At 60.2% G+C, this 21,853-nt stretch carries 20 protein-coding genes and 1 pseudogene; 9 read left to right on the top strand and 12 right to left on the bottom strand.

All coding sequences use genetic code 11. The annotated features are described in order from the left end of the window. Position 1 precedes the first annotated feature (1 nt). The 3 genes from K9U38_RS20505 to K9U38_RS20495 are packed head-to-tail and all read right to left on the bottom strand — an operon-like array spanning position 2 to position 2,576. Positions 2–937, bottom strand: coding sequence for a carbohydrate kinase family protein (locus tag K9U38_RS20505; RefSeq protein ID WP_224496205.1), 936 nt, complete (start codon positions 935–937; stop codon positions 2–4). Then, positions 934–1,377 (bottom strand): RbsD/FucU family protein, encoded by a 444-nt coding sequence (locus K9U38_RS20500; RefSeq protein WP_224496204.1) that lies wholly within the window; start codon positions 1,375–1,377, stop codon positions 934–936. The genes K9U38_RS20505 and K9U38_RS20500 overlap by 4 nt, the downstream gene beginning before the upstream one ends. Further along, positions 1,377–2,576: an ROK family transcriptional regulator gene (locus K9U38_RS20495; RefSeq protein WP_224496220.1), complete on the bottom strand. Its 1,200-nt coding sequence runs from the start codon at positions 2,574–2,576 to the stop codon at positions 1,377–1,379. The genes K9U38_RS20500 and K9U38_RS20495 overlap by 1 nt, the downstream gene beginning before the upstream one ends. Positions 2,577–2,830: 254 nt before the next feature. Here K9U38_RS20495 and K9U38_RS20490 point away from each other — a divergent pair, with 254 nt between their 5' ends. From K9U38_RS20490 to K9U38_RS20470, 5 genes are all read left to right on the top strand, one after another. Then, entirely contained in the window at positions 2,831–3,865 is a 1,035-nt protein-coding gene (locus K9U38_RS20490; protein ID WP_224496203.1) for a sugar ABC transporter substrate-binding protein, read from the top strand. Positions 3,866–4,155: 290 nt separating this feature from the next. After that, positions 4,156–5,238 (top strand): ABC transporter permease, encoded by a 1,083-nt coding sequence (locus K9U38_RS20485; RefSeq protein ID WP_224496202.1) that lies wholly within the window; start codon positions 4,156–4,158, stop codon positions 5,236–5,238. Beyond that, the gene (locus tag K9U38_RS20480) at positions 5,238–6,017 is read left to right on the top strand and encodes an ATP-binding cassette domain-containing protein (protein ID WP_224496201.1); all 780 of its coding nucleotides are present in this window, start codon (positions 5,238–5,240) and stop codon (positions 6,015–6,017) included. The genes K9U38_RS20485 and K9U38_RS20480 overlap by 1 nt, the downstream gene beginning before the upstream one ends. Before the next feature lie 25 nt (positions 6,018–6,042). Further along, a complete protein-coding gene (locus tag K9U38_RS20475) occupies positions 6,043–6,732 on the top strand; it encodes a D-lyxose/D-mannose family sugar isomerase (RefSeq protein WP_224496200.1) in 690 nt (229 codons plus the stop codon). Positions 6,733–6,796: 64 nt separating this feature from the next. Continuing rightward, positions 6,797–7,423: a nucleoside triphosphate hydrolase gene (locus tag K9U38_RS20470; protein ID WP_224496199.1), complete on the top strand. Its 627-nt coding sequence runs from the start codon at positions 6,797–6,799 to the stop codon at positions 7,421–7,423. Between the two features lie 76 nt (positions 7,424–7,499). Here K9U38_RS20470 and K9U38_RS20465 read toward each other — a convergent pair whose 3' ends face one another. From K9U38_RS20465 to K9U38_RS20445, 5 genes are read right to left on the bottom strand one after another with little or no spacing between them, the layout of a single operon-like run. Further along, on the bottom strand, positions 7,500–8,615 hold the full coding sequence (locus K9U38_RS20465; RefSeq protein WP_224496198.1) for a porin: 1,116 nt from the start codon (positions 8,613–8,615) through the stop codon (positions 7,500–7,502). Beyond that, positions 8,612–8,872: a hypothetical protein gene (locus K9U38_RS20460; RefSeq protein WP_224496197.1), complete on the bottom strand. Its 261-nt coding sequence runs from the start codon at positions 8,870–8,872 to the stop codon at positions 8,612–8,614. Before K9U38_RS20460 ends, K9U38_RS20465 begins: the two co-directional genes overlap by 4 nt. A gap of 1 nt (position 8,873) precedes the next feature. Then, complete coding sequence (locus K9U38_RS20455; RefSeq protein WP_224496196.1) at positions 8,874–10,109, bottom strand: aminomethyl transferase family protein; 1,236 nt, start codon at positions 10,107–10,109, stop codon at positions 8,874–8,876. 2 nt (positions 10,110–10,111) lie between these two features. Further along, positions 10,112–11,674 carry a phytoene desaturase family protein gene (locus tag K9U38_RS20450; RefSeq protein WP_224496195.1) on the bottom strand — a complete coding sequence of 521 codons (1,563 nt, stop codon included), beginning with the start codon at positions 11,672–11,674 and terminating at the stop codon, positions 10,112–10,114. Further along, a complete protein-coding gene (locus K9U38_RS20445) occupies positions 11,661–13,280 on the bottom strand; it encodes a phytoene desaturase family protein (RefSeq protein ID WP_224496194.1) in 1,620 nt (539 codons plus the stop codon). The genes K9U38_RS20450 and K9U38_RS20445 overlap by 14 nt, the downstream gene beginning before the upstream one ends. A 418-nt stretch (positions 13,281–13,698) precedes the next feature. Here K9U38_RS20445 and K9U38_RS20440 point away from each other — a divergent pair, with 418 nt between their 5' ends. From K9U38_RS20440 to K9U38_RS20430, 3 genes are read left to right on the top strand one after another with little or no spacing between them, the layout of a single operon-like run. Beyond that, on the top strand, positions 13,699–14,370 hold the full coding sequence (locus K9U38_RS20440; protein ID WP_224496219.1) for a TetR family transcriptional regulator C-terminal domain-containing protein: 672 nt from the start codon (positions 13,699–13,701) through the stop codon (positions 14,368–14,370). Between the two features lie 22 nt (positions 14,371–14,392). Next, positions 14,393–15,475, top strand: coding sequence for an extracellular solute-binding protein (locus K9U38_RS20435; RefSeq protein WP_224496193.1), 1,083 nt, complete (start codon positions 14,393–14,395; stop codon positions 15,473–15,475). Next, a complete protein-coding gene (locus K9U38_RS20430) occupies positions 15,472–16,752 on the top strand; it encodes a flavin monoamine oxidase family protein (RefSeq protein WP_224496192.1) in 1,281 nt (426 codons plus the stop codon). Before K9U38_RS20435 ends, K9U38_RS20430 begins: the two co-directional genes overlap by 4 nt. A gap of 171 nt (positions 16,753–16,923) precedes the next feature. On the opposite strand, the gene K9U38_RS20425 is transcribed toward K9U38_RS20430, so the two are convergent. The 3 genes from K9U38_RS20425 to K9U38_RS20415 are packed head-to-tail and all read right to left on the bottom strand — an operon-like array spanning position 16,924 to position 19,755. Further along, positions 16,924–17,997 carry an ABC transporter ATP-binding protein gene (locus K9U38_RS20425; RefSeq protein WP_224496218.1) on the bottom strand — a complete coding sequence of 358 codons (1,074 nt, stop codon included), beginning with the start codon at positions 17,995–17,997 and terminating at the stop codon, positions 16,924–16,926. 22 nt (positions 17,998–18,019) lie between these two features. Beyond that, a complete protein-coding gene (locus K9U38_RS20420) occupies positions 18,020–18,841 on the bottom strand; it encodes an ABC transporter permease (protein WP_224496191.1) in 822 nt (273 codons plus the stop codon). Then, entirely contained in the window at positions 18,838–19,755 is a 918-nt protein-coding gene (locus K9U38_RS20415; RefSeq protein ID WP_224496190.1) for an ABC transporter permease, read from the bottom strand. The genes K9U38_RS20420 and K9U38_RS20415 overlap by 4 nt, the downstream gene beginning before the upstream one ends. A gap of 241 nt (positions 19,756–19,996) precedes the next feature. Between K9U38_RS20415 and K9U38_RS20410 the strand changes: the two genes are divergently transcribed. Further along, a complete protein-coding gene (locus tag K9U38_RS20410; protein ID WP_224496189.1) occupies positions 19,997–21,421 on the top strand; it encodes an aminotransferase in 1,425 nt (474 codons plus the stop codon). Here K9U38_RS20410 and K9U38_RS20405 read toward each other — a convergent pair. Continuing rightward, positions 21,381–21,687 (bottom strand): annotated as a pseudogene (locus K9U38_RS20405) (GIY-YIG nuclease family protein). The gene K9U38_RS20410 and the pseudogene K9U38_RS20405 overlap by 41 nt on opposite strands. Positions 21,688–21,853 lie beyond the last annotated feature (166 nt).

The following is a 21,853-nucleotide window of genomic DNA, read 5'->3' as shown; positions in this document are numbered from 1 at the left end:
CTTATTGAAGCTCGTTCCGCCAGGGGGGATTGGCGCCCGCCCGAGATACCGTCACCGCAGCAGCCTTGACTCCGAGCAACAACGCATCGCGGATTTGCGCCTCGGTCAATGCGGTGAGAGTCGGTTTCGTCAATAGCCCGGCCTCCTCAAGCGACGCCAGCACGCCTGCCGTAAAAGTATCGCCGGCCCCGACCGTATCCACAACCGGCACCTTCTGTGCCGCGACATGCACCGTCAGATCAGCGGAATAGCCGGTCACCCCGTCCGCGCCATGGGTGACGAGAATGAGCTTCGGCCCCTGCTTGTCCGCGGGGACAATCCAGCGCCGGGCAATCTCATCCATCGTGCCGCTTTCGCCGAACCAGCGCATGTCCTCGTCGGAAATCTTGACGATATCGGTCATGGCGATCATGCGGCGCATGCGAGCCAGGTGCTTCTCCTTGTCGGGTATGAACCCCGGCCGGATATTGGGATCAAGAATGATCACGCGCTTTGCCTGCTCGCGCGCCATCAGCGCCTCATAGGCAGAGCCGCAGGGTTCCGGGATAAGGCTGATGGCCCCGAACTGCAATGCGGTGACATTGTCCCCAAGCTCGGGCAGGTGCTCGACGGCCAGCATGCGCCCGGCGCTGTTTTCGTCATAGAACATATAGCTGGCCTGGCCATCGGTCAGGCGCACAAAGGCCAGCGTGGTCGGTTGCTGCGAAATATGCGCATAGGCCGTGCCGACATGGTTGTTGCTCAAACTGTCCAGCAGCATCTGGCCGAAGAAGTCGGAGGAAATCCCGGAGAAGAATTCGGTCGGCACGCCGAGCCTTCCGAGTGCAATCGCAGTATTGAAAACAGCGCCACCGACATAGGGCGCGAAAGCGGGTTCGCCCGCATCGCTCTTCCGCTGCAACATGTCGATCAGGGCTTCACCACAACATAAAATCATCGATCAATCTTTCCTGGATAAATGACACCCTTGCGGATGATAATATTGGCATAGAGCCGCGGCTCGCTTGTCGCAACTATGGTATGGGCGTTTTTCACACGCGCATAAAGCGCATCGCCGCCCAGTGCAGTCAGGGTAAAGCCGGGTGCGCGACGGGCGCAGACAGCGGCCATCTCCTCATGAACCGGATCAGCGAGCGCGGGATTGCCCCTGACGGAGGCCCTGAACAGCGCCTCCGGCACGAAGTCGTCCACCGGCAGAACCTGCAGAATCGCATCGAGCAGCGGGACGAGGGGCAATCCGTCGGCACGAATGAGCCGCCTTGCATGTTCCAGCGCCGGATAATTGCCGTCGACCAGCGCGATCTCGTCACCATGGCCCATGGCGCGCAAGGTGGCCAGCAGTTCGGGGCCAAGCACCGGCGGTATTCCGACAAGCATTACGGATTGGCCTTTCTGAATATCTTCTGTCCGAGCAGGAAACGATCGGACAGGGGCAGGCTGGCAGCGCCGAGTGATCGCGCATGAATACCAACAGTCCCTTCGAGAATGACTGGCAGTTCGATGCCCTCCAGATCAAAAGTCTCGACCTGCCGGCGAACCGACTCGACGATGCGTGCGCGTACGCCAACCGGCAGCCATCCATCGATGATTGCCGCTTCGAAATCCACGACGGAGGATGCGGCAATCACCGCCTGGGCAATTCCCTTGCCGGCCTGATCGATCCATGCGGTTAGTTCGTCTCCCATGGCACCCCAATCGTCGGGGGAGGCCCAAAGCGGTGATGGGTCACGCCCGAGTTCGGTAACCACTTTCTCCAGCGCAGTGATGGAGGCGACATCGATCAACTGGCTGGCCCTCCCGTCTGCGCCGGGTACGGGCATCGAGCCAAGCGCGCCGGCATTGCCGCTGCGCCCCGCATACAGGCTGCCATTGATAACGATGCCTCCACCGATGAAGGAGCCTATGTAGAAATAGACGAAATCATTGAGGTCCTTGGTTTGGCCAAACACCAGCTCGGCGCCACAGGCGGCGGTCATGTCATTCTGCAGGTAGACAGGAAAAGGACAGAGTTCCGCGACGCGCGCGCGGATATCGCAGCTGCGCCATTGGTCCATGATTTGCTGCGGGGCGCCGACCGTGTCGGCCCACTTCCACAATTCGAAGGGCGCAGCGATGCCGATGCCGCCAATGCGCTCGCGTTGCTTGGACGTCAACGTTGCCATCATTTCGGCCATGCCTTCGGCAACGAAGCGGAAGATTGGCTCCGGTGCCGGATAATCATAGGGCACATGCAGCATCGAGCGGATTTTTCCGACGAAATCGATCAGCACCAGGTCGGCGCTCCGGCGCCCGATCTTCAGCCCGAGGAAGAACGCACCTTCCGGATTGAGCGACATCGGTATCAGGGGCTGTCCGATGCGCCCGCGCAACGGCTCCTCGCGTGACAGGAGCTCATCGGCTTCCAGCATGCGCATGATGATGGAGCTGGTCTGCGCCGAAAGCCCGGTCATGCGGGCGATGGCCGTCTTGGCCAGGCTGCCATGCTGGCGCAGCAATGATAGCACCACGCGCTCGTTGTGATCACGCATGCCGCTCTGGTTCGTGCCATGATGAAGCGACGGCCTGGCTCCTCCCATGCCGCTGCGCTCCGATACTCGAATACCCACGTGGGACTCCTCCCGATAATGCGCAGACAATGGCGACATCAGCCATTCCTGTCAATATTAAATCATAGTGATTTATTAATGTTGACAGGTCGCATCGAGTGGTATTTGTTAGTGAGCAACACTTGGCCGGGAGGATAACTGTCCGAGCTGTTTAAACACGGGACCAGGGCTTGACTGCGGTCGGCCCGTCGTGCTGTCGCGCGATTTTTTCGGGAGGAAGTGACATGCTTAGAAGCATTTATCTGAAATCGACTGTCTTTGGCGCCACCGCTGTGGCGATCGCAGCCTTTGCCGCCCCGGCACAGGCTGCCGGTGTGGGCGCATGCCTGATCACCAAGACCGACACCAACCCGTTCTTCGTCAAGATGAAGGAGGGTGCCCTTGCCAAGTCGAAGGAGCTCGGCGTTGACCTCAAGACCTACGCCGGCAAGATCGACGGCGACAGCGAAAGCCAGGTCGCAGCGATCGAAACCTGCATTGCCGACGGTGCCAAGGGTATCCTGATCACGGCCTCGGACACTGCCGGCATCGTTTCCTCGGTCAAGCAGGCACGTGATGCAGGCCTTCTCGTTATTGCGCTCGATACGCCGCTTGACCCGGCTGACGCCGCCGATGCCACTTTCGCGACAGACAATCTGCTCGCCGGCGAACTGATCGGCAAATGGGCCGCAGGCACCCTCGGCGACAAGGCAAAGGATGCCAAGATCGCCTTCCTCGACCTGACCCCCTCCCAGCCGACCGTTGACGTCCTGCGTGACCAGGGCTTCATGAAGGGCTTCGGCATCGATGTCGTCGACATCAACAAGATCGGCGATGAAAACGATCCGCGCATCGTCGGGCACGATGTGACCAACGGCAATGAGGAAGGCGGTCGCAAGGCCATGGAAAACCTTCTGCAGAAAGATTCCGGCATCAATGTCGTTCACACGATCAACGAGCCTGCCGCTGCGGGCGCCTACGAAGCGCTCAAGGCTTTCGGCAAGGAAAAGGATGTTCTCATCGTATCCGTCGACGGTGGCTGCCCCGGCGTAAAGAATGTCGAGGCCGGCGTGATCGGCGCAACGTCGCAGCAATACCCGCTGCTGATGGCATCGCTCGGCATCGAGGCGATCAAGAAGTTTGCCGACAGCGGTGAAAAGCCGAAGCCGACCGAAGGCAAGTCCTTCTTCGACACCGGCGTGGCGCTGGTAACGGACAAGCCTGTCGAAGGGCTCGAATCAATCGACGTCAAGACCGGCGCGAGCAAGTGCTGGGGCTGATACTGCCCGCCCTCCCTGCATGCGGGGAGGGCATTTTGCCTGTTGCATTACCGATGGCGAGCCCTTCGACAAGCTCAGGATGAGCGAGTTCGAGTATTGCGAGCTAATCGCGAACGCCGCAAAATCCAGCTTCCTTGCGGGGAGATTACATCCCTCATCCTGAGCTTGTCGAAGGACGCATAGCGGCAATGCAACCCGGGGCACCGATGATGCAGCGCCATTCAGGTTAAAGGCGGGTGTCGCACTTCCTCGCTAATGAGAATACAATACCCTTTTGGGGAGGCCTTACGATGACCGAGACCAAAACAACTTCCGAGCCGGCGCAGGAGTTCGAGCGTGTTCTGACGCAGAGCGCCACCGCCGTCGCCAGTTTTGACACCCATGAGAAGAGCCCGCTCGAAAAGATCCGGCATTTTCTCCATTCCAGTCCGGCATCGGTCCCGCTGATCGTTCTGATGCTTTCCCTTATCATCTTCGCCATCATCGTCGGCTCACGGTTCTTCACGCCGTTTGCGCTGTCGCTCATCCTGCAGCAGGTCGCCATCGTCGGTATCGTCGGCGCCGCCCAGACGCTCGTCGTTCTGACCGCGGGCATCGACCTTTCCGTTGGTGCCATCATGGTGCTGACATCGGTCATCATGGGCCAGTTCACCTTCCGCTACGGCTTGCCGGCCGAAGTGTCGATCCTGTGCGGCATGGCGCTCGGCGCGCTATGCGGTTTCATCAACGGCGTGCTGATCGCCTATATCAAACTGCCGCCGTTCATCGTCACGCTTGGCACCTGGCAGATTTTCCTCGCGACCACCTACATCTATTCGGCAAACGAAACGATCCGCGCGCAGGACATCGAGACCAACGCACCGCTCCTGCAATTTTTCGGCCAGAAGATCAATTTTGGCGGCGCTACCTTCACCTATGGCGTCTTCGCCATGCTGCTCCTCATCGCGATCTTATGGTATGTGCTCAATCACACCGCCTGGGGACGCCATGTTTACGCCATCGGCGATGATGCGGAGGCGGCCAAGCTGTCCGGTGTCAGGACCAAACGAGTCCTTATTGCGGTCTACGTACTGGCCGGGTTGATCTGTGCGCTGGCGGGCTGGGCCTCGATCGGACGCAATGGTTCGGTGTCGCCGCAGATTGGTCAGTTCGCCAACATCGAATCCATCACTGCAGTGGTCATTGGCGGCATGTCGCTCTTCGGCGGGCGCGGCTCCATCATGGGCATGCTCTTCGGTGCATTGATCGTTGGCGTCTTCTCGTTCGGCATGCGCATGTACGGAACCGACGTTCAATGGACCTATCTCATCATCGGTGTCTTGATCATCCTGGCTGTGGCCATTGATCAGTGGATCAGAAAGGTAGCAGGCTGATGTCAAGGGAACCCATTCTTACCGCACGCGGTCTGGTCAAGCGCTATGGCCGCGTCACCGCCCTCGATCACGCGGATTTCGATCTGTACCCTGGCGAAGTGCTGGCCGTCATCGGCGACAATGGCGCCGGCAAGTCATCGCTCATCAAGGCGATTTCCGGTGCCATCCATCCCGATGACGGCGAGATGACGCTGGAGGGCAAGCCGATCCACTTCCGCTCGCCCATGGAAGCGCGTGATGCAGGCATCGAGACCGTCTACCAGACGCTCGCCCTGTCGCCTGCATTGTCCATCGCCGACAACATGTTTCTCGGCCGCGAGATCCGCAAGCCCGGCGTCATGGGCAGCTGGTTCCGCATGCTCGACCGCAAGGCGATGGAGAAGCGGGCCCGCGACAAGCTTACCGAGCTTGGCCTGATGACCATCCAGAATATCGGTCAGGCCGTTGAAACCCTCTCCGGTGGCCAGCGCCAGGGCGTGGCGGTGGCACGGGCTGCCGCCTTCGGCTCAAAGGTCGTCATCATGGACGAGCCGACGGCAGCACTCGGCGTGAAGGAATCCCGGCGCGTCCTCGAGCTGATCCAGGATGTGAAGAAACGCGGCCTGCCGATTGTGCTCATCTCGCACAATATGCCACATGTCTTCGAGGTGGCTGACCGCATCCACATCCATCGCCTCGGAAAGCGCCTTACGGTCATCAACCCGACGGAGTACACGATGTCGGACGCCGTCGCCTTCATGACCGGCGCCAAGACACCGCCGGCACAGTCCATTGCATAAAGACTTACAAGGAAAATATTGAGAAATGAAACGATCTGAGGTCAATGAAATCATCCGGGAAAGCGACAAGTTCATCCGGTCGTTCGGTTATGTCATGCCGCCCTTCGCCTACTGGTCTCCGGAAGAGCTGAAAGCCCGCACACAGAGCGATTCCAAGGCAATTCTCCAGGCTCGGCTCGGTTGGGACATCACCGATTACGGCCAGGGCAAGTTCGACGAACTTGGGCTCTTCCTCTTCACGACCCGCAACGGCAACCAGGAAGACCTGAAGAAGGGCGGCGGCATGCTCTATGCCGAAAAGATCATGATCTCGCGCGAGAAGCAGCTTTCGCCGATGCATCGCCACATCGTCAAGGCGGAAGACATCATCAACCGCGGCGGCGGCACGCTGGTGCTGGAGCTCTTCAACTCCAATCCCGACGGCAGCGTTGACGAGAAGACCGATGTCGAAGTCGCAACGGATGGCCGCATCGTGCGCCAGAAGGCCGGGGGCTTGCTCAAACTGCAGCCGGGCGAGAGCGTCACGCTGCTTCCCGGCAACTGGCATGCATTCTGGGGCGAGGGCGGCGATGTGCTGATCGGCGAGGTCTCGACTGTCAACGACGATCTCACCGACAACATCTTCCGCGAGCCGATCGGCCGTTTTTCCTCGATCGACGAGGATGAGGCACCGCTGCACCTGCTCGTATCCGACTACGACAAGTGGCTGGCGTGACCCATTGAGCTTGTCTCCCCCTTTATGGGGGAGTAACAACCGCCGCTTCCCTGAGTACACAACCATGCTGACCACCCTCGAAGACCTGGTTCCGGAACTCCTGTCGCGTGCGGCAGGCATGCCGCGTCTGATCGTGGCAATTGCCGGACCTCCGGGAGCCGGCAAATCCACCGCGGCGGCCTCATTGTGCGCGGCCATCAACATGCAGTCAGAGGCGGCGGCAGCCGTCGTGCCCATGGATGGATTTCATCTCGACAATGCCATTCTCGATGCCATGGACCTGCGCAAACGCAAGGGCTCGCCGCCGACCTTCGACTGCGCCGGCTTCGAGGTTCTCCTGAGGCGATTGCGCGAAACCCGCGAAGATGTCGTCATCCCGCTGTTCGACCGCAAGCTCGACCTGGCGAGGGCAGGGGCCGGCATTGTGAAGGCCGACCAGCGTATCCTCCTTGTCGAGGGCAACTATTTGCTGCTCAACCAGCAGCCCTGGGACCGTCTGGCACCGCTTTTCGACGTGACGATCTTCCTGGAAGTGGACCGGCTCGAACTCGAGAACCGGCTTGTCCATCGCTGGCTCACGCATGGCTATAATGTCGGCTCCGCCCAGGCGCGCGCCTTGTCAAATGACATGCCCAATGCGGAACTCATTCTGGAAGAGTCGAGGGACGCCGATTATACCGTGAGGAATTGAGGCAGGGCCGATAGCCCTGCCAGTCGTGCGGGCAGAAGCGATGCGGTTCCCGCAACGGAAACCGCAACTGCCGCCGTCAGAAATTGCGCTGGAAGCGGATGGTGCCGCCAAACGCATCCTCGCCGCCGCCATTGGCCTCGGAATAGGCCCGGCGCGCGCCATCGAAATTCGTGTAGTTGATTTCAGGCGTGATCACGAAACCCGGAACCATCTCATATTCGATGTTGAGGCCCAGCGCGTAGGTCCCTTCGTCTTCCCATGCGGCCTGGCCGTTGATCGACGCCTTTTCGGAAACCTTCGCCGTGAAGCCACCCCAGGCGGCCCAATCACCCTCCCAGGTGCCGAACCAGTTCCGGTTGAATTGGTCGACGTCGCCAGTGGCCGGGTCGAAACTGTTGTCATAACCCGACTGATAGCCGCCCATGAGGAATGCGGAGAACGTCTCGTTGAACGTGATGTCCAGACGCAGCTTGCCGCCAAATTCCTCGACATTGGAATCGTAGCCGACGACGCCGGAAATGCCGCCCCAATCCTGTTCGTATTTTGCGCCGGCAAGTATGTGCGGCATGTAATCTTCGATGATGTACTGGCCGCCAAGGGTGGTGACGTCGTTCTCACCCTGTTCGGCACCGATCATCGCGGAAAAGCCATTGCCGCCGGCAAAGGTATAGCTCACCTGGTTGCTCTTGCCGGACTGGTAATTGATCACGTCGTCGTTGATCATGTTGCCGGCATATCCGACATAGGATCCGAACAGTTCGTCGGCCACGCCGATCCGGAAGCCGCCGAGCTCGATGAAGGCCTGCGGGATCGATCCGCCGGTCGTCTCGCCATTGTCGAACTCGACCCGTGTCTCGAAATAGGAGCGCAGCGTGCCAAGCTCGGACTCTGACCTGGCGTCGAACCGGATCTCGCCGCGCGTGAGCTTGTACCAGGTCTCGTTGTCGTTGGCGCCGACATTGGTACCATCATAGGGATCGTCACCGGCAGCTGCATCATAGCGCACATACCCGTCGATCTTGAGGCATGTCTCGGTGCCCGGAATATAGAAGAAGCCTGTCCCGTAGGCGTCGCAGACCCGCACATACTCGACCGGCTCCGGCTCGGCCACGACGACTGCGTCTGCAGCGCGTGCGCCGGTTGCTGCAACGATGGCAGCAGCGGACCCGATAAGAAGAGTTTTAATTCTCATTGTTGTTCCCCACGTTGATGACGATCGATCCGTGCCAGCCAATCATTGCCGATATTATGTGATTTGAGAATAGCCAGCGGGTCTTCCCAATCCATTCTTGAACAAATGCGGTAGATCTCAAGCGCTTCTGCACTCATCTCGCCTCGTATGTTGAAATACATTGCGGCGGCGTAGCGCGCGCGGCCCGACCATTCCTGTCCCAGAGGCGTGTTGATCAGCAGCCATTGTTCATCGAGTTCCTTGTCTGAACCTGACATGTCAGAAATCCGCTGGAGGACTCACCGTGCGTCGCTCCAGTTTGATGAAGGGTCTTGGTACAACCTTGGCCCGCTTCATGAGTTTCTGATATCGAAGCTCGCGCATGGCGTAGATTTCCACCCATAAGTCACCCGTTATGGTATCTCCGTAGGGCCGTTCGAGGCTGGCAAGTGCAATGTTCCGTTTCGCCATGGGCGACCAGATCGCGGCGCTGACCAGGCCAACCTCCCGCTTGCCCCGATGGTACACAATAGCATGTTCGGCGGGTATATTGCCCTCAATTTCGAGGCCGACCAGAATGTGCCGCATCGTGCCTCGCGTGCGGGCGAGCTGGATCGCGCGCCGGCCGTTGAAATGGGGCTTTTCCAGATCGACCATGAAGCCGAGACCGATTTCGTCGGGCATGCGAACCCGGTCGGCGCGGATGGCGTGTTCGGCGGTCACGAAGTCCGCATTGGCGACAATGAGCCCCGCTTCCAGCCTGGCGCGGTTGAGTGCTGCATAGCCGATCGCCCGCAGGCCCCGCGGCTCGCCGGCGCGCCACAGCCGGTCCCACAGGCTGAGGGCCAGCTTGCGATCGACGAACAGTTCGTAGCCGAGGTCACCGGTAAAGCCGGTGCGCGAAATGGTAACGGAGCCGCCTTCATGCGGAAAGCCTGCAAGGTCAAAGACCTTCAGCTGATCGACACCTTCGAAGCCTGCATCGCGCAGGACCGCGAACGATGTGGGGCCCTGCAGCGCCAGCCCGGCAATCGCCTCGGTTTCTTCGGTCACGGTCACGTCGAACCCGATTGCGCTGTCGAGGAGCCATGGCAGGTGCCGTTCTTGGCAACACAGCCGGAACCTTTCTCTGCTCAGCCGGAACAGGGTGCCGTCGTCGAGGACGTGGCCTTCATCATTGCACCAGGCCGTGTAGTGGACCCGGCCGGGTTTCAACTTTGCCACGTTGCGCAGCGTCACACGGTTCAGGAAGGCCTCGGCCTCCTTGCCTTCGATGTGATATTTGATCATCGGCGAGATGTCGAACAATGCCGCCTGGCTGCGGATGGCGAAATATTCCAGCTCCTCATCCCAGATCGACGAGGGAGCCTTGCAGCCGGCCCACGTATACCATTCGTCGGTGCGCATCAAAGCATCGATCCGCGCCTGGAATGGAGTGGAGTTGCGTAGCGTACGGAAATGACCCTGCTGACCGGCACGTACCGAAACAAGCTTGTTGGGATCGCTGTGCTTCATGTTCAAGTCCTTGCGATAATTCGGCGGGCGGCATTCAGGCCCGGAACACCGGATACACCGCCACCGGGATGCGACCCTGCTCCGGCCAGATAGAGCCCGTCAATCGGTGTGTCGTAGTTTGCGGCTCCGAACACCGGACGCGACATCAGCATCTGGTCGGCCTGCAACTCGCCATGGTGCCAGTGCCCCCCGGGCATGCGATAGCGCTGTTCGATATCAAGCGGGGTCAAGAGCTCGGCATGGCGGATCAGCTTGCTGATGCCGGGGGCATGGACTTCCAGCTGTGCCAGTATTGCCTCGAGAAATTTTGGCTTCCCGTGGGTCCATCCCCCCTTCAACGCATAGGGCGCATATTGCACGACAGCCGACAGGGTGCACGTGCCCGGCGGAGCCAGGGAAGGATCGGTCAGGCTGGGCAGCGTGATTTCCATCACCGGCTCGGGCGAAAACTCGCCATATTTTGCCGGATTGAACGAGCGTTCCACGTGATCGGCAGATGGCGCGATGACCAGCCGCCCGCGCAACATCGCCTCGTCCACGCCCGGAAATTGCGGCAGGCCGTCCAGCGCCAGATGCAGCTTGGCCGCATTGCCGCCGGTACGGATATTGCTCACGCGGCGCACGAAACCCGTATCGATCTCGCGGGTTCCGACGAGATCGAGGAAAGTGGTGCGCGGACTGATCGCGGATACTACCGTCTTGGCCCTTATCTCCTCGCCATCGGCGAGGACGGCACCGACCGCCCGTCCGTTTTCCACGATGATTTTCGCCACCTGCGCGTTCGGTCGAATCTTTACGCCCGCATTGCCTGCGGCGGTCTGAATGGCGCTTACCACAGCGCCTGCACCGCCGACCGGAATGACTTGCGCCCCGGGCGTGCCCCCGATTTCTCCCGCCAGCCGGTAATAAAGCCCGAGCAGGGATGTCGGCGAACGCGGCCCCAGGTGACTCCCGAGCGTTGCATCAAAGGCGATCAACCCCTTCAGCCGGTCATCCTCAAGATGCTCGTCGAGGACGTCCGCAACATTCATCAGCAGCATGCGCAGAAAATCGCGCATGTCTTCCTTGCCCAACCGGCGCAGCGACACGCCTGTCATCGCCAGAGTCGCGGTCTCCTTGAAGGACATTCCCTCCAGATCCGGCGGGCGGCGCGCCAGAAGCGGTTTCAGGATACCCGCATAGCGAAAGAGCTGGGCGCGCAATTCCTTCCAGGCGGCCTGCTCCGAAGGCGAGGCGCCGGCAAGGCTTTCCCCATAGGCCCCGTTGAGGGTCAGGGGTGCTCCATCCGAAGAGAGTGCGATGCTGGGCAGGAAGCTGGCCGGGTCGAACGAGAGACCGTGCCTCTCCAGCTCGAGCGTCCGGATGACTTCGGGGTGAAGACGGTTCAAGAGATGGGCAACCGCAGAGACGCGAAAACCCGGCGCGAACTCTCCCGTACGCGCCGCTCCCCCCAGGGTGCTGTCTGCTTCAAGCACGACGACCTTACGACCGCTCTTTGCCAGCGTTGCTGCAGCGACGAGGCCATTGTGGCCGCCGCCGATGACGATTACATCAAATAACATCATGGGCAGGACTCATATGTTTGGTGCCGCGCGACAGATCGCGCAGGATTTCGGCTGCGGCGTTGCGACCCGGCGCACCCATGACCCCGCCGCCTGGATGGGTCGACGATCCGCACATGTAGAGGCCCCCGACCGGGGAGCGGTATTGCGCATATCCGGGCACGGGCCGGTTGAACAACAGTTGGTCGAACGTCAGCTCGCCCTGGAAGATATTGCCTTCCGTCAGGCCGACTTCCGCTTCGAGTTCGCGCGGCGTACGCACCTCCATGTGCACGATGCGATCGCGGAAGCCGGGCGAATAGTCGGCAATCTGCGATATCACCGTTTCGCCGAAGGCATCGCGGTCGGCGTCGGTCCACTCGCGGCCCTCCACCTTGGGCGGACAATATTGCACGAAGCAGCTCATGAAGTGCTTGCCCGGCGGGGCCATCGTCGGATCAAGCGTCGTTGGAATCACCATGTCGAGGAAGGGATCCGCTGACCAGCGCCCGGCCTTCCAGTCGTCATAGCCGCGCTCCATCCGCTCGACGCTGTCGGTGAAATGCATGTCGCCGCGATAAACCGGAGAATCCTTCGGCAACGCCGGAAACTCGGGCATGGAATCCAGCGCGATGTTGACCTTGCCCGAGGAGCCCCGCATCTTGAAATTCTTCACCCGGCGCAGGAAAATATCGGGAAGTTCCTTTGCTTCGACCAGCTTGAGGAAGGTCCGCTTCACATCGGCGTTCGAAATGACAAGCTTGCCGTAGATTTCCTCGCCGCCCGCCAGTACGGCACCCTCCGCACGGCCGTTCCTGATCAGGACATGATCGACTTCGGCGCCTGTCCGTATGGTTCCCCCCGATGCCTCGAAGGACGCTGCGAGCGCCTTCGTCACCGCTCCCATGCCGCCGCGGGCATAACCCCAGGCGCCGACCGAGCCGTCCACTTCACCCATGTAATGATGGAGCAGCACGTAGGCTGTTCCGGGTGACATGGGGCCAAGCGCCGTGCCGATGATGCCCGAAAGCGCGAAATTGGCCTTTATCACGTCGGTCTCGAAATACTCGTCGAGAAAATCCGAGATCGACATCGTCCAGAACCGCAGCGTGTCGGCCATTTCGGTCGCGCCGAGCCCGGCGAATTTCTTGCCGAGATACATCAGTTCGGAAATGTCGCGCGGGCGGAAGCTGGTCGGATCGGCTGCGGTCCGCATCAGCAGCGGCTGGATGAACCGGCATTGGCGCGTCACGTCACGGGCATAGCGATCATAGGCTTCGGCGTCGCGCGGCGAAAACCGTGCAAACTCCCGTCGGTGGGCATCATGATCGCGGTAGTTGGCGAGGTAGTCGCCATCCTGGGTGAAAACAGCGCCCCCCTCATAGGAAATGACCTGCAGACCGAAACGCGGCAGCTCGAGGTCGCGCATGATTTCCGGCCGGAACAGCGAGCACACGTAGGAACAGTTCGAATAGAGGAAGCCGGGAGTCAGTGACCGGCTGGTGGCGGCACCGCCGATCCACTCATTCTTCTCCAGGACGAGCACATCGAGGCCTGCACGCTGGAGATAGCACGCATTGACAAGCCCATTGTGCCCGGCACCGATGACGATGGCGTCCCATTTTTTCATATGCTTATCCGTTCCACCTTGTTCTAGGGCTCGGACGGCACGTGTGACGCAGTTCTGCCTGGCCCTCGAGACAAGCCACGGAAAGGTGGCGAGCCCCAGGTGGTTCATGCGGGCGCAGTCCCCTGAACCAGCAGAACGCATCACGTTACCGTCCTATGCCCTTCTCCTCCAATTCACACGAGAAATCGGCGGTTGTCCAGCACATATTGAATGAATGTTCAACAAATATGATTGCGTTTTATGTGGTGTGGGTTATTCTTGGCACAGATCAGGCGCCCGAAACCCGCGGCGCAATTGGGACTGGTTGGTACTGAAAACCATGCAGACCGAGCTTGACATTGATGGCATTCACTTCACTCATCGCGATGACGAGTCCGGACGGGCATCGCAGTCCGGACCATGGCAGAAGAGGTCAAGCATGAAAGCCACACCGACGAGGGAGAAGGTCGCCGAGAAACGCGGCCGCAAGGCGTCCAAGGAGACGAGACAGCTGCAGCTGATCGAAGCCACGATCGATTCGCTTGCCAGGCGCGGCTACTCCGAAACCACCATGGCCGATGTGGCGGACGGTGCCGGACTGTCGCGCGGCATCGTCAACTTCCATTTCGAGAGCAAGGAAAAGCTTCTCATAGCAACGCTGCAGTACATGTCCGAGGAATATGCCGTCCATTGGCGCAATGCCCTGGCCAAGGGCGGCGATGATCCGGCGCAGCAGCTTGCCAGCGTTGTGGCCTCGGACTTCGACCGCGCCATCTGCAACAAGCGGAAGCTCGCCGCCTGGTGCGCGTTCTGGGGCGAGGCAAAGTCGCGACCGACCTACCAGGCGCTGTGCGGTGCGCGTGACGAGGACTACCAGAACGTGATCATCGACATCTGCCGCAAGCTCAAGGATGACGGCGCCTATGATTTCGATGCCACGGCAACGGCGCTCGGCCTGAGTTCCATGCTCGAAGGACTGTGGCTGCGCCTGTTAATGGGTACCGAGGATGTGACGCGCGAGTCCGCCCATTTTGCCGCCTGCGACTACCTCGCATCCGTCTTTCCAAAGCATTTCTCAAGGGAACGCCAGCTTACGAAGAAGACTGCATGAACAACAACAGGGGAACGAACCTATGAAGATATCGGGTCAACGCTATGGCATCCTGCTTGCAGCCACGGCTGCCTTCTCCGCGGCCGTGGCGACAATCGCCATCGCTGCGGACAGCGAGCTGACGGTTTTCGATTGGGCAGGCTATGAGGAGCCGTCGTTCCACCCCGCCTATGTCGCAAAGAACGGCGACTCGCCGACATTCGCCTTCTTCGGCGATGAGGACGAGGCCTTCGAAAAGATCCGGTCCGGTTTCAAGGCTGATCTCGGTCATCCCTGCTCGCAAAGCGTGGCGAAATGGCGTGATGCCGGCCTGCTGCAGCCGCTCGATACCTCGAAGATTCCCGGCTGGAATGACCTTTCGCCGGAGATCATGGCCATGAAGGACCTCGCCACCACGGCTGACGGCAAGGCATGGTTCCTGCCCTGGGACTGGGGCAATACCTCGCTCACCTATAATAGCGAAAAGGTCGATGCCAAGGATGTCCAGTCGCTGAAGGCATTTGCCGACCCAAAATTCAAGGACCGGGTATCCATCGGTGACAACGTCGACGATGCCTATGCGCTCGCCAGCCTCGTCATCGGCGTGAAAGACTGGACCAAGATGACCGATGACCAGTTCAAGCAGGCCTCCGACTTCCTGCGGCAGGTCCACAAGAACGTCCGGCTTTACTGGACCGATACGACCGAAATCGTGCAGGCCATGGGGGGCGGCGAAGTCGACCTGGCCTGGGCATGGAACGATGCGGCGACGCAGCTCAATCTGGCCGGCACGCCCGCAGCGCGAAACCCGGACGCGGATGAAGGAGTCTCCACCTGGGTCTGCGGCTATGTGCGTTTCAAGGACGCCCCGGGTTCCGAGGCAAAGGCCTATGATTTTCTCAATGCGCTCAACGATCCGGCTATCGCCACCTACATGGTCAATGACTGGGGATACGGCACGGCGAACGTCAAGGGCATGGCATCGGTCGATCCCAAGCTGCTCGAGGAAAAAGGTTACGCGAAGGGCGAGAATTCCAATGAGAATACCCTGTTCCAGTCGCCGCTGCCGAACGAACTGAAAGCAAGGATGATTGCCGAGTTCGAGAAGATCAAGGCCGGCTATTGAGCGAGGCTTCAAAGACGGTTGACGTCGTCGTCGTTGGTGCCGGCTTCGCCGGCCTGTCGGCGGCGACCGAGTTGCAGCGAGCCGGCGTCGATTTCGTGGTGCTGGAAGCACAGGACCGGGCAGGGGGACGCGTCGAGGCGGCAAACAGCCTCGGCGGCTTCTTCGACACGGGGGGACAGTTCCTGTGCGACGACATGCCTGAAGTCATGGCGCTGGCAAGAAAGCACGGGAAGACCCTGGTCGAAACCCCCGCCCGCGGTCGCGCGGTGGTGTTGCCGCATGAAAGCGGCGACATCGGCAGGGGCTCTGCCGGATCGTTCGCCCTGCGCCAGCAAATGCGTCACACCGATCCGGACGATCCCGCTCTTGAGTCGATGTCGGTCCGCTCCTGGGTTGAACAACAGCCTGCGGATCCGCTGGCGAGAGAGATGTTTCTCTGCATGATCGAGGGATTGTGGTGCCAGCCTGCCGATCGCATGCCGATATGGTACCTGATCAGCAATGACCGGCGCATCACCAGCCAGGTTTCAGAATTGCAGTATTTCCTGCATGAGACCATGTTTTCCCTTGCCGACGACATGGCCCGGTCCCTGCCGGTCGTACTCAACGCCGCTGTCAAAGGCATCGAGACAACGCCCGCGGCGGTTCTGGTGCGCACGGCGACCACGATCCATGCGGCCCGGCAAGTCATTCTCGCCGTGCCCCCGGTCATGGCAGCAAGGATTGCGTTCAACCCGCCCCTTGCGGCGGAAACAGGCCGCGCACTAGCGGCGTGGCAGAGCGGCTTGGTGATCAAGGTGATGCTGCGCTACGCCGACGCCTTCTGGCAGCAATCGGGGAGCGACGGCAGTGCGATGTGGCTCGACCCGCGCGGCATCTATGTCTGCAATGCGAGCCATGATGATGGTCACCCGGCGCTCGTCATGTTTGTCGCCGGCAGCACCGCAATGGAGTGGCATCGCCTCGGACCCGAAGGCATCAGGCAGGCCGTCCTTGCCAAACTGGCCGCGGCACTCGGTCCGGCAGCCGCGCAGCCGCTGGACGTGCTGGTGCGCGACTGGACCGATGATCCATGGAGCGGGGGAGGCTATTCCGACGTCATCACCGACATGTCCGCAACGGACGCCGAAGAGGTACTGCGCCGCGGCGCACCGCGCATTGTCTTTGCTCCGTCCGAAATCTCGCCATCCTTCCCGGGCTATGTCGAAGGCGCAATCGTCGCCGGGCGGATCGGCGCAAACCGCGCTATTGCCGCGCTTGAATCGTACTCGCGCTAAACATGCCGCATCACCGCCATGCGTGGTTCTACAAGCCCACCATGAGGGGCATTTCTGGCTGCACAATAATCGCTATTGTTGCGGAATTTAACGCCCTCCAATCAGCTTACTTCCCTCAGCCTGAGCTTGTCGAAGGACGAACCACGCAGGATGGCGTTTCCAATCCACCACCTAGTCGGCGAGCGCGACCAGCGCGTCAGGGTCGTAGGCCAGGCGTATGGACGCTCCCACCGGAATGTCATCAGCGCCGAAATTGTTGGTCTCCGTAACCGACAGCGGCTTTTCGAAACCCGGGATTTCGATGACGAGATGGGTAATCTCGCCAAAGTAATGCCGGTCGACCACCTTGCCTGCAACTTCATGCGCGTCCGTTGCATCGTCCCACAGAACGCGAAGCCGTTCCGGGCGGATTCCGAGCGTCGCCGCCCGGCCATTGCGCACGAAGGCGGCGGGCTTGTCGGTCCTGACCCGGCCGAAGCCGGGGGTGTCGAGGGTCATGGACGCGCCGTTTTCCTCGACGATTTCCGCCTTCACGAAATTCATGCCCCCGAGGAAGTCGGCGACCTGGCAATTGACTGGCCGTTGGTAGATTTCCTTCGGCGATGCGACCTGAGCAATCCTGCCGCCAAACATCACGGCGATGCGATCCGACATTGCCAGGGCCTCGTACTGGTCGTGCGTGACAAGAACGAACGTGATGCCGACGGCCTGCTGCAGACGCCGCAATTCGACCTGCATCTGCTCGCGCAATTTCTTGTCCAGCGCTGAAAGCGGCTCATCAAGCAGGAGCACCTTTGGCCGCATCACCAGCGCCCGTGCCAGCGCCACGCGCTGGCGCTGCCCGCCGGACAGTTCCAGGGCGCCGCGCTTACCCAGGCCGGTAAGCGAGACCTGGGCAAGCGCCTCTTCGACGCGCCGCTTCTCCTCCGCCGCATCCAGCCGCAGCCGCTTCAGCCCGTAGCACACATTCTGTTCGACATTCAGGTGCGGAAAGATGGCGTAGCTCTGGAACACCATATTGGTCGGACGGCGATTGGCCGGCACCCCGTCCATCGGCTGGCCGTCAATGGAAATCGAGCCGCTTGTCGGTGTGTCGAAGCCGGCGATCATGCGCAGCAATGTCGTCTTTCCACATCCGGATGGCCCCAGAAGCGAGAAAAACTCACCCTCGCGGATCGTCAGGGACGTCTCGTCAAGCGCCTTGAAGGAGCCATAGCTTCGCGTCACACGCGAAATCTCGATCATGGAGCGGTTTGCGATGGTTCGATCAGGCAAGGACGCCTCCCATATTCTGCGTGCGCCGGGCAGCACGGCGACGCACGATTTCGGCGATTGTCAAAAGGATGATGGATGCCGCCAGAAGCAGGGTACCGAGCGCCAGAACGCCCGGCAGCTTGGCAGCAAAGCGCAGCTGGCCCCAGATATAGACGGGCAGGGTCGCATCGGTTCCGGTCAGAAAGAATGCCATGATGAACTCGTCAAGCGAGATCGTGAACGATACCAGCAGGCTCGAGATGATCGCGGGCGAAACCATCGGCAGGGTGACGCGGCGGAAGGTTCCGAAGGCACTTTCGCCAAGGTCGGCAGATGCCTCCTCGAGGCTCCGGTCGAATCCCTCGAATCCAGAGGTCAGGACGCTCAGCGAATAGGGGATGCAGATCAGGACATGGCCGAACACCACCGTGATCAGCGACAGGCTAAGCCCGAGCTGCAGCATGACCAGCAACATCGAGACCGCAACGATGATTTCCGGCAGGACGAGTGGCGCCATCAGCAGCCCGTTGATGCTGCGCCGTGCCGGAAAGCGATAGCGTGTGATGGCCCGCGCCGCACAGATGCCGAACAGTGTGGCGAGGATGGACGCGGATACGCCGACGAGCAGGCTGTTCCAGGCCGCGTCGATCAGGGCCGGGGTGCGGGCAAGGTCGCCATACCATTTGAGCGTAACCCCGCTCAGCGGGAAGCGCGGTGTCGCTGCCGTGTTGAAGGAGAAGATCGGGAGGAAGATCACGGGCAAATAAAGGAAAAGGACATAGAAGAAGGCATAGCTCTTCAACCAGTTGGGTCGGATATGACGCAGCATCCTCATCGTGCGCGCCTCGCTGCCATGCGGATCGTGACCACGATGAATGCCGCCATTGCCGTGACGACCGCCATCGTCGTCACCGACAGTGCCGCACCCAGCGGCCAGTTTGCGGCCTTGCCGAACTGCGCCTGAATGGCGTTGGCGATCATGACACCGTCCTTGCCGCCAACCAGACGCGGCGTGACGAAATCGCCGACGGTCGGGATCATGACGATCAATACCGCCGAGATTATCCCCGGCACCGAGAGCGGCAACGTTATCCGGAGGAACCGCCGCAGCGGCCCATCGCCAAGGTCGGTGGCCGCTTCGACCAGTGTGCGGTCGATCTTCTCCAGCGAAACGAAAATGGGCAACACTGCAAAAGTCGCCCAGGCATGGGTCAGCGTGATGACCACCGCCGTTGTATTGTAGAGGAATGCATCCGAAGGACCATCGGTCAAGCCAAGGCCCATCAGCGTGGAGTTGAGGACACCGTTGTAACCGAGAATCACCTTCCACGACATGACGCGCAGCAGATAGCTGGTCCAGAACGGGATCGTGATCAGGAAGAGCCAAAGCCCCTTGTGCACCCCTCCGTGGAAGGAAATGAAGTAAGCGATTGGATAGGCGAGGGTCACCGTAAAGAAGCTGACGAGCAGCGATATCCATAATGAACGCAGCAACAGGTCGCGATAGATCGGGTCTGTCAGTGCAACGCGATAGTTCTCCAGAGTGAATGTGCGGTCGATTTCCAGATAGTGCTGCGTCCAGAAGCTGTTCGCCAGCACGAGCAGGATCGGCACCACCAGAAAGATCACGGCATAGATCAAGGTCGGGCTGATGAGACTGAGACCGCGTGCGGCTTCCGATTGCAGAACAGGATTTCTTTGGCGTCGAACGGGGGCTGGTCCGACGATCCCTTCTGCAGGCACCGTCATTGGAGCGGTCCTACCAAACCAATTGCCATCAGATTTGCCAGCATGCTGTTCCCATTGTCCTGTCGGCGCGGCACGTTCCCTTGTGCCATCTTTCTTCCATCATGAGCCCATCTGACGATTGAAATCAAGTGCTATTTCTGACATATTGATTGAACGAACATTCAATATACAGAAAAAACCATATTGATTTCTGATAATTGTGCAGAAATTAACACCACAAATTGCAAATATGCGAGGGAACATGGCTGCTGTGAAACAGATCGTACGGACATCCGGTGAGAGATCGGCAATGACGGGCGAAGATGCGGTTGACATCGCCAGGCGCCACCTGGTGCAGCCATGGCCCTGCGCAGCCGACATCGGAGCTGAGACCCGGTCGCTCATTGGTGCGGGCGAGGGCATCTATATTACCGATGGTGAGGGCAAGCGCCTGATCGACGGCCCTGCAGGCATGTGGTGCGTCAATGTCGGGCATCGCCGCGAGGAACTTGCACGCGTCATGTATGACCAGGCCATGCAACTCTCCTACAATACGCCCTGGTATACGATGAACGAGCCTTCCGCCGTTCTTGCCAAGCGCATTGCCGACTATGCTCCGGGCGACCTCAACCATGTTTTCTTCACCACTGGCGGCTCCACCGCAGTGGAAAGTGCACTTCGGTTCATGCAGTTCTTCAACAATGCCCGCGGCCGTCCCGAGAAGAAACTCATCGTTTCGCGCGGCGGCGCCTATCACGGTTCGACCTACCTTTCCGCATCACTGAACGGACGCCCACGGGATCGCGACTGGATGGACGGAGCCGACGAACTGGTCATCAAGCTCTCATCGCCCGATCCGTTCCGGCGGCCAGCCGCGATGAGCCTTGCCGCATTCTCCGACATGCTCGTGACCGAGTTCGAGGAAACCGTCAGCCGGGTGGGGGCGGACAGGATCGGCGCCTTCATTGGCGAACCCGTCCAGGCCTCGGGCGGCGTCATTGTGCCACCGGAGAACTATCTGCCGAGAATCCACAAGATCTGCCGCGACAACGATATCCTCTTCATAGCCGATGAAGTGGTCACCGCCTTTGGCCGGCTTGGCCACGTCTTTGCATCGAAAGAGGTTTTCGACATCGAGCCCGATATCATCACCTTTGCCAAGGGTGTCACCTCCGGCTATTTCCCCCTTGGCGGCATGATCGTCTCGCAGCGGCTTCTGGAGGAGCTCCGGCGTTCGAACCATCCGACGGCGATGTATGCTCACGGCCTGACCTATACCAGTCACCCCGTCGGCTGCGCCGTTGCTCTCGCCAATCTCGACCTGCTCGAAGATGGCATCCTCGACCATGCCAGGTCCGTCGCTCCCTATTTCCAGCAACAGCTGAAAAAGCTTGAAGACTTGCCGCTGGTGGGGGAGGTGCGCGGCATAGGTCTCATGGCCTGTGTCGAATGCGTTGCCGACCATGAAAGCCGGAACCCCCTGCAACTGGATACCAATGTCGGCATGCGCATCGACGCGCATTGCCATGAACTCGGCCTCCTCGTCCGCCCGCTCATCAATATGTGCGTCATGTCACCGCCTCTGGTGATTACCCGGGAACAGATCGATGACATGGTGACAATCCTGCGTGAGGGCATCTCGAGAACTATGGATGATCTGCGCCGCGAAGGCATCTGGCAGGGGTAAGGGTGCTGGTACCGCGTGGCAGGTCACCCCAGTCGCTTTGAGCGATCTTCACGCGGGACCATCCCTTGATCTGTCGTTCGCGCGATATCGCATCCAGCATGCGGTCATAGGTTTCAGTGAAGACCAATTCGACCGGCCGCCGACATTTGTGTATCCATCGCAAATTCCGGCATTATGTCCCACAACCGCGCTTCAATCTCCTGCTTCGTCGATCGGACATAGTAGGAGCCGTCGGCACAGCGTAGAATGTAGGCTGTGCCCTCCAGGAATTTGAGATTGGAACGGTAGGAAAATCCCCCGGGAGAGAGAATTCAACGAAAGTCGGTTGTCTCAATTGAGATACCGGCTTTGGTTGGAGTGATATCGCTTAAAGGGACCTGGTGACCGGCCATGCTTGTGCCGGCGTGAGACATTGCCACAAAGATCATATGC

Source organism: Phyllobacterium lublinensis (assembly GCF_020164435.1).
Classification (GTDB): Bacteria; Pseudomonadota; Alphaproteobacteria; order Rhizobiales; family Rhizobiaceae; genus Phyllobacterium; species Phyllobacterium lublinensis.
The sequence above is the reverse complement of the archived record's forward strand: the minus strand, read 5'-3'. Positions and strand labels throughout refer to the sequence as shown.

Coding starts and splice junctions, on each gene's coding strand:
- K9U38_RS20435 (WP_224496193.1), top strand. CDS start 14,393: ATGAAGATATCGGGTCAACGCTATGGCATCCTGCTTGCAGCCACGGCT.
- K9U38_RS20505 (WP_224496205.1), bottom strand. CDS start 937: ATGATTTTATGTTGTGGTGAAGCCCTGATCGACATGTTGCAGCGGAAG.
- K9U38_RS20440 (WP_224496219.1), top strand. CDS start 13,699: ATGAAAGCCACACCGACGAGGGAGAAGGTCGCCGAGAAACGCGGCCGC.
- K9U38_RS20485 (WP_224496202.1), top strand. CDS start 4,156: ATGACCGAGACCAAAACAACTTCCGAGCCGGCGCAGGAGTTCGAGCGT.
- K9U38_RS20450 (WP_224496195.1), bottom strand. CDS start 11,674: ATGATGTTATTTGATGTAATCGTCATCGGCGGCGGCCACAATGGCCTC.
- K9U38_RS20425 (WP_224496218.1), bottom strand. CDS start 17,997: ATGATCGAGATTTCGCGTGTGACGCGAAGCTATGGCTCCTTCAAGGCG.
- K9U38_RS20465 (WP_224496198.1), bottom strand. CDS start 8,615: ATGAGAATTAAAACTCTTCTTATCGGGTCCGCTGCTGCCATCGTTGCA.
- K9U38_RS20410 (WP_224496189.1), top strand. CDS start 19,997: ATGGCTGCTGTGAAACAGATCGTACGGACATCCGGTGAGAGATCGGCA.
- K9U38_RS20490 (WP_224496203.1), top strand. CDS start 2,831: ATGCTTAGAAGCATTTATCTGAAATCGACTGTCTTTGGCGCCACCGCT.
- K9U38_RS20445 (WP_224496194.1), bottom strand. CDS start 13,280: ATGAAAAAATGGGACGCCATCGTCATCGGTGCCGGGCACAATGGGCTT.
- K9U38_RS20475 (WP_224496200.1), top strand. CDS start 6,043: ATGAAACGATCTGAGGTCAATGAAATCATCCGGGAAAGCGACAAGTTC.
- K9U38_RS20495 (WP_224496220.1), bottom strand. CDS start 2,576: ATGGGAGGAGCCAGGCCGTCGCTTCATCATGGCACGAACCAGAGCGGC.
- K9U38_RS20500 (WP_224496204.1), bottom strand. CDS start 1,377: ATGCTTGTCGGAATACCGCCGGTGCTTGGCCCCGAACTGCTGGCCACC.
- K9U38_RS20480 (WP_224496201.1), top strand. CDS start 5,238: ATGTCAAGGGAACCCATTCTTACCGCACGCGGTCTGGTCAAGCGCTAT.
- K9U38_RS20470 (WP_224496199.1), top strand. CDS start 6,797: ATGCTGACCACCCTCGAAGACCTGGTTCCGGAACTCCTGTCGCGTGCG.
- K9U38_RS20420 (WP_224496191.1), bottom strand. CDS start 18,841: ATGAGGATGCTGCGTCATATCCGACCCAACTGGTTGAAGAGCTATGCC.
- K9U38_RS20455 (WP_224496196.1), bottom strand. CDS start 10,109: ATGAAGCACAGCGATCCCAACAAGCTTGTTTCGGTACGTGCCGGTCAG.
- K9U38_RS20415 (WP_224496190.1), bottom strand. CDS start 19,755: ATGACGGTGCCTGCAGAAGGGATCGTCGGACCAGCCCCCGTTCGACGC.
- K9U38_RS20460 (WP_224496197.1), bottom strand. CDS start 8,872: ATGTCAGGTTCAGACAAGGAACTCGATGAACAATGGCTGCTGATCAAC.